15 protein-coding genes and 1 pseudogene are annotated in these 15008 nt (G+C 35.2%); all 16 read right to left on the reverse strand.

Annotated features, from left to right (window positions below):
- Positions 1-90: pseudogene (locus OA86_RS16230) on the reverse strand (IS982 family transposase); the annotation flags it as partial.
- A gap of 183 nt (positions 91-273) precedes the next feature.
- On the reverse strand, positions 274-1398 hold the full coding sequence (locus tag OA86_RS14365) for an ABC transporter permease (RefSeq protein ID WP_039354739.1): 1125 nt from the start codon (positions 1396-1398) through the stop codon (positions 274-276).
- 116 nt (positions 1399-1514) lie between these two features.
- Positions 1515-1637 (reverse strand): hypothetical protein, encoded by a 123-nt coding sequence (locus OA86_RS16065; protein ID WP_260242002.1) that lies wholly within the window; start codon positions 1635-1637, stop codon positions 1515-1517.
- Positions 1638-1640: 3 nt separating this feature from the next.
- Complete coding sequence (locus tag OA86_RS14370; RefSeq protein WP_039354741.1) at positions 1641-2741, reverse strand: ABC transporter permease; 1101 nt, start codon at positions 2739-2741, stop codon at positions 1641-1643.
- 9 nt (positions 2742-2750) lie between these two features.
- Positions 2751-3503, reverse strand: coding sequence for an ABC transporter ATP-binding protein (locus tag OA86_RS14375; protein ID WP_074781438.1), 753 nt, complete (start codon positions 3501-3503; stop codon positions 2751-2753).
- Between the two features lies 1 nt (position 3504).
- A complete protein-coding gene (locus tag OA86_RS14380; protein ID WP_039354743.1) occupies positions 3505-4431 on the reverse strand; it encodes an ABC transporter ATP-binding protein in 927 nt (308 codons plus the stop codon).
- A gap of 37 nt (positions 4432-4468) precedes the next feature.
- Positions 4469-5440: an HlyD family secretion protein gene (locus tag OA86_RS14385; RefSeq protein ID WP_039354746.1), complete on the reverse strand. Its 972-nt coding sequence runs from the start codon at positions 5438-5440 to the stop codon at positions 4469-4471.
- A gap of 45 nt (positions 5441-5485) precedes the next feature.
- Positions 5486-6733 carry a TolC family protein gene (locus OA86_RS14390; RefSeq protein WP_039354749.1) on the reverse strand — a complete coding sequence of 416 codons (1248 nt, stop codon included), beginning with the start codon at positions 6731-6733 and terminating at the stop codon, positions 5486-5488.
- 22 nt (positions 6734-6755) lie between these two features.
- Entirely contained in the window at positions 6756-7352 is a 597-nt protein-coding gene (locus OA86_RS14395; RefSeq protein ID WP_039354752.1) for a TetR/AcrR family transcriptional regulator, read from the reverse strand.
- A gap of 155 nt (positions 7353-7507) precedes the next feature.
- Positions 7508-8404 (reverse strand): T9SS type A sorting domain-containing protein, encoded by an 897-nt coding sequence (locus OA86_RS14400; protein WP_039354756.1) that lies wholly within the window; start codon positions 8402-8404, stop codon positions 7508-7510.
- Between the two features lie 241 nt (positions 8405-8645).
- Positions 8646-10025, reverse strand: coding sequence for an NADH-quinone oxidoreductase subunit N (locus tag OA86_RS14405; RefSeq protein ID WP_039354760.1), 1380 nt, complete (start codon positions 10023-10025; stop codon positions 8646-8648).
- Positions 10026-10113: 88 nt separating this feature from the next.
- Positions 10114-11607, reverse strand: a complete 1494-nt coding sequence (locus tag OA86_RS14410) for a complex I subunit 4 family protein (protein WP_039354763.1) — start codon at positions 11605-11607, stop codon at positions 10114-10116.
- 3 nt (positions 11608-11610) lie between these two features.
- Positions 11611-13506, reverse strand: coding sequence for an NADH-quinone oxidoreductase subunit L (gene nuoL, locus OA86_RS14415; RefSeq protein WP_039354766.1), 1896 nt, complete (start codon positions 13504-13506; stop codon positions 11611-11613).
- 7 nt (positions 13507-13513) lie between these two features.
- On the reverse strand, positions 13514-13840 hold the full coding sequence (nuoK, locus tag OA86_RS14420; protein ID WP_039354769.1) for an NADH-quinone oxidoreductase subunit NuoK: 327 nt from the start codon (positions 13838-13840) through the stop codon (positions 13514-13516).
- A gap of 56 nt (positions 13841-13896) precedes the next feature.
- Positions 13897-14391 (reverse strand): NADH-quinone oxidoreductase subunit J family protein, encoded by a 495-nt coding sequence (locus OA86_RS14425; RefSeq protein ID WP_039354772.1) that lies wholly within the window; start codon positions 14389-14391, stop codon positions 13897-13899.
- Positions 14392-14949: a NuoI/complex I 23 kDa subunit family protein gene (locus OA86_RS14430; protein ID WP_039354775.1), complete on the reverse strand. Its 558-nt coding sequence runs from the start codon at positions 14947-14949 to the stop codon at positions 14392-14394.
- Positions 14950-15008: the final 59 nt, after the last annotated feature.

Below are 15008 nucleotides of genomic sequence, written 5' to 3' on the forward strand. Positions count from 1 at the left end.
TTTAATCGGTTTAAAATAAAAATTTTCAATTGGTGTTAATTCTCTCAATTGATTTAAAATAAAATCGTAAATTGCTTCCAGGTTATTCATACTGTATTAGATTGGTAGTCAATACAATATACGATTTTTTATCGTATTATGAATAACCTTTTATAATGCACTACGGGTAATGTTAATAAATTAATTTCTTTATCATTATGTTTTTTATTAATTGATGAATCTTAATTTTCGTAATTCTTTCATCAATTTCATTGGTTTCAATTTCAATTTTTTTTAATTAGTTTTTTGATATCGTAAAACTGCCCAAGAAATCACCACAATTGCCAATCCTGTGATAAATCCAAAGTGGGGTAATAAATCCATAAAGCCACTATTTTTCAACATGATTAAACGAACTCCGTCAACTCCGTAAGTCACGGGATTTACGTACGCAATATATTTCGCCCAATCGGTCATGCTTTCTGTTGGCGTGAAAAGTCCGCTCATCAAAATGAAAATCATCATGAAAAAGAAAACCATAAACATCGATTGTTGTTGGGTTTCACTATAAACTGAAGCTAAAAGTCCCATTCCTAAAATGGCAACCAAGTAGACAGAAATAAATCCATAGAGCAGCAAGAAACTTCCCTGCATCTGAATTTTGTAAACAAAAATCGTGACCAGAAGTCCAATGCTAAATGCGACCATGGACAAGATCCAAAAAGGAATGAGTTTTCCTAAGATGAAATCTCTTTTCTTAATCGGAGACACATTTATTTGTTCGATGGTTCCAATTTCTTTTTCTTCTACGATATTTAAAGCCGTCAAATAACCTCCAATTAAAGTCACCAGAAAAGCCAATATTCCTGGAACCAACGAAAGTCGGTAATTGTACTTCTCATTAAACCAAAACTTTGGTACGATTTCTACACCCGAAATTTTCTTTGCACTCTCCAGTTCGGGATTTATTTCTAACTGAACTTGCTGATTGTAATTCTGTAGAATTTCGGCGAGATAACTTGCAGAGAGACCAGCTTTTGTTCCGTTAATCGCATTTACTGCGAGTAGAATTTTTTCGTTATTTTCTTTAACTAAATTTTTCTCGAAATTATTTGGAATTTCTAGAATCAAATCGACTTTATCTTTTTCAATTTCTTGATAAGCAGTATTGTAATTCTCGCCATATTCTATTATTTTAAAATATCCAGAAGCGGTGATTTTTCGGATGAGTTCCCGGGATTCTGTTGATTTATCGTGGTCTACAACGGCGATTTTAATATTTTTTATTTCATAATTTGCTGCCAGAGGAAGAATGACCAATTGAATTACAGGCATCACGAAAATAATGGCCAGAATTGATTTGTTCCGGAAGATTTGCAGGAATTCTTTTTTGATTAATATGGATAATGTTCTAAACATTTTTTTTATTTTACTTAAAGTTTTTTAACCACAAAGTCACAAAGTTCTATTTTATTAACTGGTTAAAAAGTTTGGAAAAGGTCTATAGATTCGAAGTTTTATTTTAATCTGCTTTTTTATTTTACACCTACTTTGCAGCCCGACTTGAACGGAGCTCTTTTTGCCTGACTCAAATTTTTAATTATTAATAAATCTACATAGGCAAAAAAGCGGGAGTGGAAGGCGGAATTGTCTGCCATAATTTATTCTAATCTTATTTTAAATTTTTTCACCGCGATGATGAAGAGGAAAGTCATCATTCCTAAAAGAACTAAAACGTGTTTCCAGACGACTTCTAATCCTGTTCCTTTGATCATAATATTTTTTACAATTTCGTAATACCATTTTGCGGGAATTGCGTTTCCGATCATCTGCAAAGGAATTGGCATATTTTCCACGGGGAACATAAAACCGCTCAACATAAGCGTTGGAAGCATGGTTCCGACGAGCGCAATCAACATGGCAGTTTGCTGACTGTCGGTTAAAATTGAAATTACAATTCCGATTAAAAGATTGGTGATGATGAATATAATGCTGATGCCAAAGAGTAAAAGGATGCTTCCTTTGATGGGTAAATCGAGAACGGTTACACTTAAAATTAAGATGGAAACCAAAATAATCATCGATAAAATAAAATAGGGAATTGCTTTTGCTAAAATAATAATATACGGTTTCATGGGAGAAACCAGCAATATTTCCATGGTTCCGGATTCTTTTTCGCGAACGATTGCAATCGCGGTCATCAAAACGCAGATGATTAATAGGATAAATGCCATGACACCGGGAACGAAATTTGGTGCGCCTTTTAGTTGTGGATTGAAGAGCATTCTTATTTCGGGTTGAACGCCAGAATTGGGTTGCAGCGTTTGTTGACCATAAAAATTCATAATAATATTCGACATAAAATTATAGATTTGATTCGCCATATTAATATCGGTCCCGTCAGTTATCAATTGTAACTGGACTTTTTTTCCACCGTTCATGTTCTGCGAAAACTGGGCAGGAATAACCAAAATCATTTTTATTTTTCCACCTTTGAAAGCGTCTTCTGCTTCATCAATAGATTTCAAATTATGTTCAATATCGAAATACTGATTGGCACTAATTTTTGAAATCAATTCAATAGAATTCTGGGATTTATCTTGATCTAAAACACCTATTTTGGTATTTTTCACTTCGGTACTTAAAGCGAACCCAAAGAGCAGAACCTGCACAACCGGCATTCCGAAAAGAACAAAAAGCGTTCTTTTGTCACGCAAAACGTGCCAGAATTCTTTTTTTACAAAAGTTATTAACTGTTTCATTTTTCTACTTTATTCAACTCGTTTCGCACCTCTCGCTAATTCATAAAAAACATCATCCATAGTTTTTGCACTGAATTGTTTTTTCAAATTTGCGGGAGTATCTAAAGCTGCAATTTTTCCGTCAACCATTATCGAAACTCGATCGCAATACTCGGCTTCATCCATATAATGCGTGGTTACAAAAATGGTAATTCCACGATCCGAAGCTTCGTAAATCATATTCCAAAATTGTCGGCGAGTTACAGGATCTACTCCTCCAGTTGGCTCATCTAAAAATACAATTTGCGGTTCGTGAAAAATGGCAACAGAGAAAGCCAATTTCTGTTTCCAACCCAATGGAAGTTGCGAAACCAATTTATTTTTTTCATTTTCTAGACCCAGTTCTTTGATGAGTTCATCCCGTTTTGTTTTCAGTTCTTTTCTCGGAATTTCGTAGATTCCGCCGAAGAAATTCAGGTTTTCTTTCACCGTCAGATTATTGTATAACGAAAACTTCTGACTCATATAACCGATATTTTTTTTAATCATTTCGGTCTCTTTATAAACATCAAAACCTGCAACAGTCGCAGTTCCGGAAGTTGGAATTGAAAGTCCGCTGAACATTCTCATCGCGGTAGTTTTTCCAGCACCATTTGCACCGAGGAAACCGAAAATCTCTCCTTTTTTCACTTCAAAACTGATGTGATCTACCGCAGTGAAATCTCCAAAGACTTTGGTGATATTTTCTGCTTTAATGGCGATGTTTTGATTTTCAATATTCATTTTAATGGTGAGATAATAAACGGATAAAACTGTCTTCGATACTGGCTTTTATAGGATTGATTTCGATATTTTCAAAACCTTCTTTTTGTAGATATTCTATAATTGTTGAAGGGTCAAAATTTTCATTTTTCTCAATACTCAGATGTACAAATTCGCCGTAAGCATAAACATTTTTCTTTTGATCGAAATTTTCTAAAGCATGCAAAACGATTGAAGTTTTTCCTGCTTTTATCTCGAAAAGAAAATCAGGGTAAGAATTGCTAATATTTTCCGGAGTGTTAATTGAAAGGATTTTTCCTTCCTGCATTAATGCAATTCTATCGCATAAAGCAGCTTCATCCATATAAGGTGTTGCGACGACCATTGTAATTCCTTGTATTTTTAATCTTTGAAGCATTTCCCAGAATTCTTTTCGAGAAACAGGATCTACACCGGTTGTAGGTTCGTCCAGAAATAAAACTTTTGGTTTGTGAATTAAAGCACAACACAATGCCAATTTCTGTTTCATCCCACCTGATAATTTGCCTGCTCTTCGATCTTTAAAGGGTTCTATTTGAACGTAAATATCTTTGATCAAATCGTAATTTTCTTCAATAGTTGTATTAAAAACGCTGGCAAAAAACTCCAAATTTTCTTCAATAGTTAAATCCTGATAGAGTGAAAATCTTCCAGGCATATATCCCAGAATCTTTCTTATTTTTTTATAATCTTTTACAATATCTAAATCTTCTATCGAAGCAGAACCAGAATTTGGTAGCAAAACCGTGGTCAACATTCTGAATATGGAAGTTTTTCCCGCTCCATCTGGACCGATCAAACCGAAAATTTCGCCATGGTTCACATCAAAGCTCACATTATCTACAGCAAGGACCTTTTCTTTGCCTTTGCCGTAAGTTTTGGTGAGATTATTGACGATGATAGATTTCATAATGATATTGAAGATTTTAGGGAGTAGCTTTTAGTTCTTAAAATTTGACGTCACCATACATTCCGATTTTGAGGTAGCCATCATTTTTAACATGAATTTTAACGGCATAAACGAGATTGGCTCTTTCGTTTTTTGTCTGAATGGTTTTTGGAGTAAATTCAGCTTTCGAACTTATCCAATAGATGGTTCCGGGAAGTTCTTTGGTTTTTCCTTCACCTGCGTCGATCAGAACTTTTACTTTTTGTCCGTTTTTTATTAAAGGCAATTGATCTCCTGTGATGAAAGTTTTTAAAGTCATCAAATCTAAACTTGCCATTTTGAAAATTGGTTTTCCAATAATTGCAAATTCGCCTTGGTTTAAATATTTGGTAAGAACCATACCTGAAATTGGACTTTCAATCGTATTGTTCGTTAACTGTTCATCAATTTGTGCAACTTTTTTTTCCGCCGGTTTTCTTTCACTTAAGATCGCTCGGTTCTGAATAGACACATTTTCTTTGGTCGTCGAAATCTGCTGTTGCAAGATATTTAATTGGCTTTGAGCAGCAGAAATTTGTTTTTGAATGACTTTTATTTGTCCGTTTGCATCATCGAGTTGCTTTTTCGTTGCCGCATCTTTCGCCACCAAATTTGCAGTTCTGTTTCTTTCCCGTATGGCATTTTGAAGTTGTTCCTGTAAAATAGAAACATTAGCAGACTGTCCTGAAATCTGTGATTGTAAAACTTGAATTTGTGGTAGGGCTGAATTTGTTTTTTGTTCGATTGCATCCATGCTTGCAATAACTTGTTCCTTTTGTAATTCTACATTTTTCGGATCAATTTCGCCTACTTTTTCGTTCAGTTTTAATTGTTGACCTTCTTCTAGATTAAGTTTAAGAATGGTTCCATTTGCTTTCGCTGTTACTAAAATTTCATCGGCTTCAAAAGTTCCGGAAGCATCATAATTATTGTCTGAATTGTTGCAGGAAAAAAGAAAAAGTGTCGTTGCAAAAAAAATATATTTTTTCATCAGTCGTTTTTTTTATATTCTAAAAATCTTGTTAATTAAATTTAATTACTGATTAAGTTGCGCTTTGAGATTATATTGCGTCAAAAGATATTGAATCTCGTGTGTGATCTTTTGGTTTTTCGCTCGGTCGAGTTCATTTACTTCTCGCAGATAATCATTGGTAGTGATAATTCCGTTTTCGAGTTGAGCTAAAGAGGCTGTTTTAATGCTTTCTCGCAAAATAACGAGTTCGTTATCTTTATTAATGAGTTGCTGAGTTTTATCGAGCTCATTATTATTCTGTATGGTTTGAAATTGTTGATTGAAAAGGAAATTTTCTTTCTGCACCTCAATTTCCTGCTGTTGAGTTTCAACCAAAGCCAAATCATTCTTCTTCGTATAAAATCCGGAGATTGGAATGTTCAAACGTAAACCACCGATATAAAAAATATTAAATTCATTTTTCAGCATGTTGAACCCGGGTTTTCCGTAACCACCTTGAAAGAACGCCCCTAATTTTGGAAGATTTTTTGAGGTTATATTTGATTTCTGTTGCTCTAAACCAAGTTTTTGTAAATCAAAAAGTTTCAATTCTGCTCGTTTGTTTTCGTCTTTAATCAGAATTTTTTCAGGTTTTACAAGTGTAATAGTTTCGTCTAAATTTTTTTGAATGAAGAGAGAAAGCATTTGTAAGAAACTTTTCTTCACAAATTGAAGTTCCAGTTTTTTCTGCTCCAGATTTACCAGTTGCGCTTTCAAAACATCGACATTACTTCTAAAAATGACGCCGTTTTCTAATTGTGCTTCAGCTTTTTTCAATCCACTTGATAAATCAGATTTGATCAATTCCGTTTGTTGAAGTTGTTCATCAGTTTGAAGAATTCCAAAATAGATTTGGTTGATTCTCATTTCCAGTTGATCGGTTTCAACTTCTGTTTTTTGCAGTTCAATTTCTGAATTAATGGTTGCTATTTTCTTTTGATTGGCAACCATTCCACCGTCGTAAATATTTTGCTGAATGTCTGCGTAAACTTTATACTGGTCTTTGCTTACAGGATCCATCGTCAAATTTGGAAGTTTAAGCGGCAATTGTGTGACATCATTTTGATACGTTGCTTGACCGATAACTTGTATTTGAGGAAGCCAACCTTTTGCGGCATTTTGCAAATTATATTCTTTGGTTTTCGCAATTAAATCATGTCTTTTGATAAGCGGATAATTTTGTTTTGCCAAACCGTAACATTCTTCTAAAGTCAATGTTTGCGCATTTCCAGAAAAGAAGAGAAGGAGAAATAAATATTTTAGAATTTTCATTTTTATCTTTTTAAAGGCGATTTTAATTTTCCAGTATCATTTTCATCCAGATTGGAACAAGAGTCTTTCTTTCTTCCACAAATTTGTGAAACTCATCATCGTTCATTAAATCAAAAGTTTGTAAAATAGGTTTCACGACAAAAGGAAATGCGGTCATGCTCAAAAAATTCAGGAGAAAGTGAAATGGATCTACTTCAGGTTTTCTTTCTTTGATCTGTTTAATTATGATTGAATTATTCAAAACTTTTTCAAAAGGCAGGATTGACTTGATATCGGAAGTTTTCTTTTGAATTTCACTTAAAATAAAAATGGGAAGATTTGGATTTTTTGATAAGATATCGAAATATTTAGTGCTTGCTAAATCGATTTTTTCTTCTAAACTTGTTTTTTCATTAGTAACAATGGGAATAATTTGTCCGAATAATAAGACGATTTTCACTTTCATCACTTGTTCGAACAATTTTTCTTTCGTGCGAAAATAGTAATTCAAAAGCGCCAAATTAATTCCGGCTTCTTCTGCAATGTCGCGTGTTCTTGTGCCAGAAAAGCCTTTTTCTGTAAAAACTTTTGAAGCTGCTAACAAGATTTTATCTTCCGTAGAAAGTTCGTCTGATTTCATTTATATTAATTCTTCAGCAAAGATAAGATTAAATTTTTGATTTAAACAAAAGATTTAATCATTTGATTAAAAGTCATCTCAATGTATCTGATATTTTAAATAAAAATACCACCAAATTCTTCAATCAGGTGGCATTTTATAGAAAAGTAGAAGTTTTATTTTTTGATAAACTGGGTAACCTCCGTATTTCCATTTTTATCGGTCAACTTTAGTAAATACTGACCAAGTGGAAGACGCGATACACTCATCATTGGCTTTCCGGAGATTTTATCTGAAGCAACCAATTGCCCAGCCATATTATAAACCGAGTAAGAAGTGAATTCTTTTTCAGATTTTATAAACAGTATATCTTTTACTGGATTCGGATAAATAGTCGGACTTGCGCCAATTTTTACTGAACTTGCACCTAATTGGTTTTCTGCAGTAATTTCTACATAGATAAAGTTACCTTGTAAAACGTTTCCTGTAGATTGCCAAAGCGCAGAATACAACGTGCCATAACCTGCAGAACTTGTTGGAGCTGCGTGAACAGATCTGGAAGATATTCCGGTTCCACTGTGGCGTATTTCTATCAAAAGATTACCACCGCTATATTCCCATGAACTGCTAAAAGGAATTTTAAAGCTGAATTGGTTTGGATTAGAACCTACCGTTAAAGCACCTGCAGGAATCAGCAAACTGCCCGATCTTACTTTAGTTTGTGTACCCACAACATTGGCAGCAAAATCAAGTTGTCGATTGGCAGGTTCAACACTATTACTCAAATAGATATCAAATGCGGACATGGTCAAAGCATTTGGAGGCCAAGCGTCGGTCGTACTTGCAGGCAAGCGAAAAGAAATCGTCGTAAGATTTTTTCCGACAAGGGAAGTGAGTAACGTGTCGTCGATAATAAATTGTAATTGTCTAGCAGCGTTTCCATAAGGTCCGATGAACGCACTGCCCTCATTAGTGTTTGGTACAACTAATGTAGTTTGTGCATTGGTGTTAATACTATAGCCAAACATCATGATTAATACCATTATAGCGGAAACTATTCCTTTATTCATCATGCGCTCCGAAATGGTTTTTAGTAAAATATTTCGGCTTTTTTTTAAAAAGTAAGTTTTGTTTTCATAAATAAATAATTTAGTATGTTAAAAACAAATTTAGGTAAAATTATAATTATTATTTTTTGATCACATTCAATTTATGTACTTAGGAAAAAAAAGGAACGGTACATCTCCCTTTTATTATACAAAAAAAACGCAACTCCGAAGAATTGCGTTTTGTAATATTTTTAAAGTAGAATTTTTACAATCCAAACTGTTTCGCAAATAAATCAGGGAAAACTCCCAATGCGATGATAGCAAAAATAATAAATACCGCAATGATATTGTAAGTCACTGAAACTTTTTCAGAAGTTTTGAAACTGCTTTCTTTCGGGAAAAACATCACCATAATTAATCTTAAATAATATGCAATAGAAATTGCTGAACCCAAAACTGCGACCAAAACTAAGAATGGACTTGATTTAATTGCCTGTGCAAAAATTCCAAATTTTCCCATGAAACCTGCGGTTAAAGGAATTCCCGCCATTGAAAGCATTGATAACGCTGCAACTACTGCTAAAATAGGTTCTGAATGTGCTAAACCGCGGAAAGCATCGTAAGAAGTTTCGCGCTTTAATTTTTCTACCCAGATCAAACACATCATCACTCCAATCGTTGCGAGAGAATAAGCGAATAAATAGAATGCTAAATTATAAGCGGAAAGGCTATTTAAACCAAAGAAAATTAATCCTAAATAACCAACGTGAGATATAGAGGAATAAGCCAACATTCTTTTTGCATTGCTTTGTGCTAATCCCATTACGTTTGCGAGGAATAAAGTGATAATGATCAATACACCAACAATGTTTATCCATTCTCCCGTAATTCCGAGGAAACCGATGGTCATCATTTTGAAGAAGGCAAAGAATGCTGCAATTTTTACAACCGACATCATGAAAGCGGTGATCAAAGATGGCGAACCCTGATAAACATCGGGACTCCACATATGGAATGGTGCCATGGAAACTTTGAAAGCCAAAGCAACCAACATTAAAACTGCACCCATTGAGAACATTAAATTTTTTGGATTTGATACCGAGAATTCATGGATTTTATAGAGATCAAAAGTACTTGCACTTCCGTAGATCAAAGCAATTCCGAATAAAAGAAAGCCTGTTGCAAAAGCACCCATCAGGAAATATTTGATAGAAGCTTCGTTGGAACGCAGATCGCTTTTGTTACTTCCAGCCAAAACGTAAAGTGGAATAGAAAGAATTTCAATCCCTAAAAATAAGGTCACTAAATTTTGGAAACCGAAAAGTACAATTCCGCCACACAGAGACATCAACATTAAAGCATATAACTCTGACTGGTGGCTTCTGTGATTGCTAAAAGCAAAACCTCCCAAAAAGAAGATCAGTAAAGTAATAACGATGGAGATTTTAGTAAATAGGGACGCGTTTGCACCATACTCGAACATGCTTTTGTACTGACTAAAGAAAGCCAATTCTGGCAAGAAACTTACATAAAATGCGATGAGGAGACCCAAAATACCGATGTATCTTGAATATTTTCCCTGTTCAAAAACACCGGCAAATAATGCGGCAACTGCGGTAAGGAATATAATGATTAAAACGCCCATTTAATTTAGATTTGAAATTTTTAGATTGGTGACTTTGGATTAACATCTTCGGTCTGCCGCACTTATTTTCTTTAATTATTTAATTTTTTTAATTCATCATTGAAGTGAAAATAAACTTCAACGAACTATCGACCATATCTAAGATCGGTTGTGGGAAAATCCCCAAAAGAATAACAAACACTGCCAAACTTGCCAGGACCGTAAATTCTACAGGCGATACATCTCCAACTGAAGATAAAACGGTTTCGTCACCTTCGCCAAACATTGCTTTTCCGTAAAATCTGAAAAGATAAACTGAAGAGAAAATCATCGTAGTTCCAGCGATAACTGCTGCTAGAATACTGTAATCAAAAATTGATTTTATTAGGATAAATTCTCCTACAAAACCATTGGTTAAAGGAAGTGCGATCGATCCTAATAAAATGATCATGAAAAGCACTGCGAATTTCGGAGCCACTTTTGCCAAGCCACCCATTTGACGGATATCTCTTGTTTTAAATCTTTTATACAAAACATCTGCACAGTAAAATAATCCAACGACGTTGATCCCGTGAGCGAAAGTTTGAACCAATGCGCCTTCAGCACCTTCAATCATTAAAGATCCTTTCATTGTTAAGATTGCTGATGCCATAATTCCGGCAGTCATTAAACCAACGTGAGAAAGAGAAGAATACGCAATAATTCTTTTCGAATCATTTTGAATAATCGCAATCAAAGCACCATGAACAACTCCGATAATGGCGAGAACCAAAACAATTTGTCCGGAAATTCCCATGATAGGAATCGGTGTTATTGGTAATAAATATCTTAATAGTCCGTAGATCGCCATCTTCAGCATAATTCCCGAAAGAAGCATGGATCCTTGTGTTGGCGAATAGGTATAAGTATCGGGTTGCCAGGAATGGAATGGGAAAATTGGTAATTTCACCGCAAAAGCCAGGAAGATAAACCAGAAAATAACGGTTTGTTCTGAAGCATTTAAATCTGCATTATACAAATCGGTTAAAGCAAATGAGGCTGAATGTGTGTAAACGTAGATCAAACCGATCAACATAAACAACGAACCTACAAAAGTATAGACGAAGAATTTCGTAGTAAAATGAATTTTCTTGTTCTCCTGTCCCCAAATTCCGGCGATCAACCAGATTGGAATCAAAGTAACTTCCCAGAAAATGTAAAACAATAATCCGTCAAGTGAAGTGAAAACTCCGATCAAACCAAATTGCATCAACAGAATTAATCCGTAGAAAGAGTTTTTGTAACCCGGTTTTTCATTAAAGGATGAAAGAATGATGAGCGGTGTTAAAATGTTTGTTAATAACAATAATAACATGCTCATTCCATCAATACCGAAGTGCAGATTGCTTTTGATAAAGTTAGACCAGGGATAATTGATCTCGTATTGCAAAACTCCGTCAACGGTAGGTTTGAAATCGAAATTCGACAGTATATAAAACGTGAGAAACATTTGTGCAAATGCAATTCCCAGGGCTAAATATTTACTTGCGGGATTTTTCCACGCGAACACCAATGCAGAACCTACGAGAGGTAATAGTAGTAATGTTAATAATAGATACGACATTTACTATTGTAATATAAAGTTAACAATTAAAATAATTCCGATGGCCAAAGACATGATGAGAACATAATTCTCTACATTTCCATTTTGAAGACGTTTTGCCGCTCTTCCGGAATCTTCGGCACCAATACCAATAAAGTCACTGAATTTACCCAGAACTCCTTTTTCGAACATATTTCCACCGACACCAAGACCTTCGATAAATCTCACGAAAGTTGCGTTGTACAATTCATCTAGAAATAATTTTTTGTTTGAAAGTCTTTCCCAACCGGTATATTTTTCATCTGGTAAAGCCATTTTTTTCTTGTTGACGTAGATGTTTTTAACCACAAACCAAACTGTGAAAAACATGACAACCGTTAAACTAAGAAGGATCATTTCCGTTCCAAAAGGTACTTCCGGAAGTTCAACATCATAAACATATATGGATTCAAGCCAGTGTGCTAATTTTGAATAATTTCCCTGCCCGATAAAGTGCGGAAGATTAATGAAACCTCCAACAACCGATAACCCCGCAAGAATGATCAAAGGAATTGTCATTGTCGCTGGACTTTCGTGAATATGTTTTTCCTGTTCCTTAGTTCCGCGGAATTCACCTTGGAAGGTTAAGTAATACGCTCTAAACATATAAATCGCCGTCATTGCTGCAATTGCAAATAAGATCACCCAAATAATTGGATTTTTACCGTATGCATTGGTTAAAATTTCATCTTTGGAAATCATTCCCGAAAGGAAAGGAAATCCTGAAATAGCCAAGGTTCCGATGAGGAAAGTAATATGCGTAATTGGAATTTTTTTCTTTAAACCACCCATTAATCTCATATCCTGTTCGTCGCTCATTGCGTGAATAACTGAACCAGATCCTAGGAATAATAAAGCTTTGAAAAATGCATGTGTCATTAAGTGAAACATTGCAGTCGTATAAGCTCCGACACCAACTGCTACAAACATAAATCCTAATTGAGATACAGTAGAGTAGGCGAGAACTTTTTTAATATCATTTTGTCGAAGTCCAATAAATGCGGCAACCAAAGCAGTTAACAATCCGATGAAAAGAATGGCATCCATCGTTGTTGGTGCTAAAGAGAAGAGGAAATTCGAACGAACAACCAAATAAATTCCGGCAGTTACCATCGTCGCGGCATGAATTAACGCCGAAACTGGAGTTGGTCCCGCCATCGCATCCGGAAGCCACGTAAATAATGGGATCTGTGCAGATTTACCAACCGCTCCAATAAATAAACTGGCAGTGATAAAAATAATAATCGGAGAATCAAGGGTAAATTTTGAAGAATTTTCAGCTACAGATAAAAAATCTACAGCATTGGTTTGATAGGCGATCATTAAAATCCCGATGATCATTCCTAAATCACCAATACGGTTCATGATGAAAGCTTTTCTCGCAGCAGCGCCATATTCCTTGTTCGTATACCAAAATCCGATGAGCAAGTAAGAACAAAGTCCAACACCTTCCCAACCGATAAAAAGAATTAAATAATTGCTTCCCATTACCAAAAGCAACATGGAGAAAATAAATAAATTCAAATAGGTAAAGAATTTATAAAATCCTTTGTCATGGCTCATGTAACCGATAGAGTAAAGGTGAATCAAAGAACCAATTCCGGTGATGATCATGATCATCATCAAAGAAAGTTGGTCGATTTGAAAACCGAAATTAATCTGAATTCCATTAATTCTAAACCATTCAAAAGCTCTTACAACGACAGGTTGTGATTCTGCATCAAATTTTAAAAATAAACTGACCGCGATACAGAACGAAGCAAAAACGACAAGCGTTCCAAAAGTTCCGACCACCATTTTGGGCAAACTCTTGCCGAAAAGTCCGTTTATTAAAAATCCGAGTAAGGGTAAAAGTATAATTGCGTAAACTAAATTTTCCATCCTCTATTTATCCTCTTAATTTATTAAAAATACTGATGTCCACAGATTTTGTGTTCCGGTACATCATTGCGATAATCGCCAAACCAACTGCTACTTCTGCAGCTGCAACGACCATGATGAAAAATACCAGGATCTGTCCGTTTCCGTCGCCTTTGTAACTCGAGAATGCCGCTAATAAAAGATTAACCGAGTTCAGCATTAATTCAACACAACCCAAAATAATGATTGCATTTTTTCTGACCAAAACTCCCAAAACTCCTAAGCAGAACAAAACCGAGCACAGAATAATAAAATATTCCAGCGGAACGGCTTGTATAAATGAATTTCCTTCCATATAATCTAATTTCCTTTAAATAAAGAACTCACGTGAAGTGAATTCCTGCGAATTTTCTATAAGTCTTTCTTACCTATCAATACTGCTCCTACAATTCCTGCAAAAATAAGGATCGAAGCCAACTCAAAAGGCAAAACGTATTCGTTAAACAATAGTCTTCCCAGGCTTTTGGTTAAACCTACACTGGAATCTACATTCGCAGCAGCAGCTTCAACTTTAAAACCTCTGAATGCTCCCAAAATAGCGATCAACAATAATCCTGCAGAAAAAACTCCTGCGAATTTCATGAGGTTTTGTTTTTTACTTTCGTCCGCTTTGTTCAGGTTCAGCATCATTAATATGTATAAAAACAATACCATGATCGCTCCTGCATACACGATGATCTGTACAATCCCGAGGAACTGTGCATTGAGTAAAATATAAAGACCCGCGATCGAAAACATGGTGACGATCAGTGACAAAATTGAATACAAAGGATTTCTCGCAAACACGAAATAAACGGCACTTGTAATTGCGACCAGGGCAACAAAGAAAAATAAGATCTGTTCCATTTATTTCATCATTTTTTTCTGCAACTCACTTTGTCTCTCAGAAACATCGATTCGTGCATTAATTTTTTCGACCAACTTATCTTTTCCGTAGATAAAACTTCCGCGGTTTTCTTCAACATTCACCAACTTATCGGTCAGATAAATCGCAGATTTCGGACAAGCTTCTTCACACATTCCGCAGAAAATACAACGCAGCATATTAATTTCGTATACGGCTGCATATTTTTCTTCTCTGTAGAGGTCTTTTTCCTCTTTGGTTCTTTCCGCTGCCGTCATGGTAATGGCTTCAGCAGGACATGCAACCGCACAAAGTCCACAAGCAGTACATCTTTCTCTACCTTCATTATCGAGTTTCAACACGTGTTCACCGCGCCAGATTTTCACCCTCGGTCGTACTTGTTCAGGATATGAAATCGTGGCCAATCCTTTTCCAAAAACCGTTTTTGCGGCATGACTGATGGTAATTTTCATTCCCTTCAAAATCGCAGGAATGTAAATACTCTCCCCGAAAGTCATTTTTTTGTCCGAGACCACTTTTGATCTATTCGTTAATTTCATTTTCAGAAATATTTTTTATTTTTATTTAAGAAGCAACCAATTTATCGCTTCTTTCCAAT

Origin of the sequence: Kaistella jeonii (genome assembly GCF_000812865.1) — a bacterium.
GTDB classification, from domain to species: Bacteria; Bacteroidota; Bacteroidia; order Flavobacteriales; family Weeksellaceae; genus Kaistella; species Kaistella jeonii.

Bases quoted from the DNA above. Each gene is read 5' to 3' on its own strand.
- OA86_RS14365 (WP_039354739.1), bottom strand. From the start codon at position 1,398: ATGTTTAGAACATTATCCATATTAATCAAAAAAGAATTCCTGCAAATC.
- OA86_RS16065 (WP_260242002.1), bottom strand. From the start codon at position 1,637: ATGGCAGACAATTCCGCCTTCCACTCCCGCTTTTTTGCCTATGTAGAT.
- OA86_RS14370 (WP_039354741.1), bottom strand. From the start codon at position 2,741: ATGAAACAGTTAATAACTTTTGTAAAAAAAGAATTCTGGCACGTTTTG.
- OA86_RS14375 (WP_074781438.1), bottom strand. From the start codon at position 3,503: ATGAATATTGAAAATCAAAACATCGCCATTAAAGCAGAAAATATCACC.
- OA86_RS14380 (WP_039354743.1), bottom strand. From the start codon at position 4,431: ATGAAATCTATCATCGTCAATAATCTCACCAAAACTTACGGCAAAGGC.
- OA86_RS14385 (WP_039354746.1), bottom strand. From the start codon at position 5,440: ATGAAAAAATATATTTTTTTTGCAACGACACTTTTTCTTTTTTCCTGC.
- OA86_RS14390 (WP_039354749.1), bottom strand. From the start codon at position 6,733: ATGAAAATTCTAAAATATTTATTTCTCCTTCTCTTCTTTTCTGGAAAT.
- OA86_RS14395 (WP_039354752.1), bottom strand. From the start codon at position 7,352: ATGAAATCAGACGAACTTTCTACGGAAGATAAAATCTTGTTAGCAGCT.
- OA86_RS14400 (WP_039354756.1), bottom strand. From the start codon at position 8,404: ATGATGAATAAAGGAATAGTTTCCGCTATAATGGTATTAATCATGATG.
- OA86_RS14405 (WP_039354760.1), bottom strand. From the start codon at position 10,025: ATGGGCGTTTTAATCATTATATTCCTTACCGCAGTTGCCGCATTATTT.
- OA86_RS14410 (WP_039354763.1), bottom strand. From the start codon at position 11,607: ATGTCGTATCTATTATTAACATTACTACTATTACCTCTCGTAGGTTCT.
- nuoL (WP_039354766.1), bottom strand. From the start codon at position 13,506: ATGGAAAATTTAGTTTACGCAATTATACTTTTACCCTTACTCGGATTT.
- nuoK (WP_039354769.1), bottom strand. From the start codon at position 13,840: ATGGAAGGAAATTCATTTATACAAGCCGTTCCGCTGGAATATTTTATT.
- OA86_RS14425 (WP_039354772.1), bottom strand. From the start codon at position 14,391: ATGGAACAGATCTTATTTTTCTTTGTTGCCCTGGTCGCAATTACAAGT.
- OA86_RS14430 (WP_039354775.1), bottom strand. From the start codon at position 14,949: ATGAAATTAACGAATAGATCAAAAGTGGTCTCGGACAAAAAAATGACT.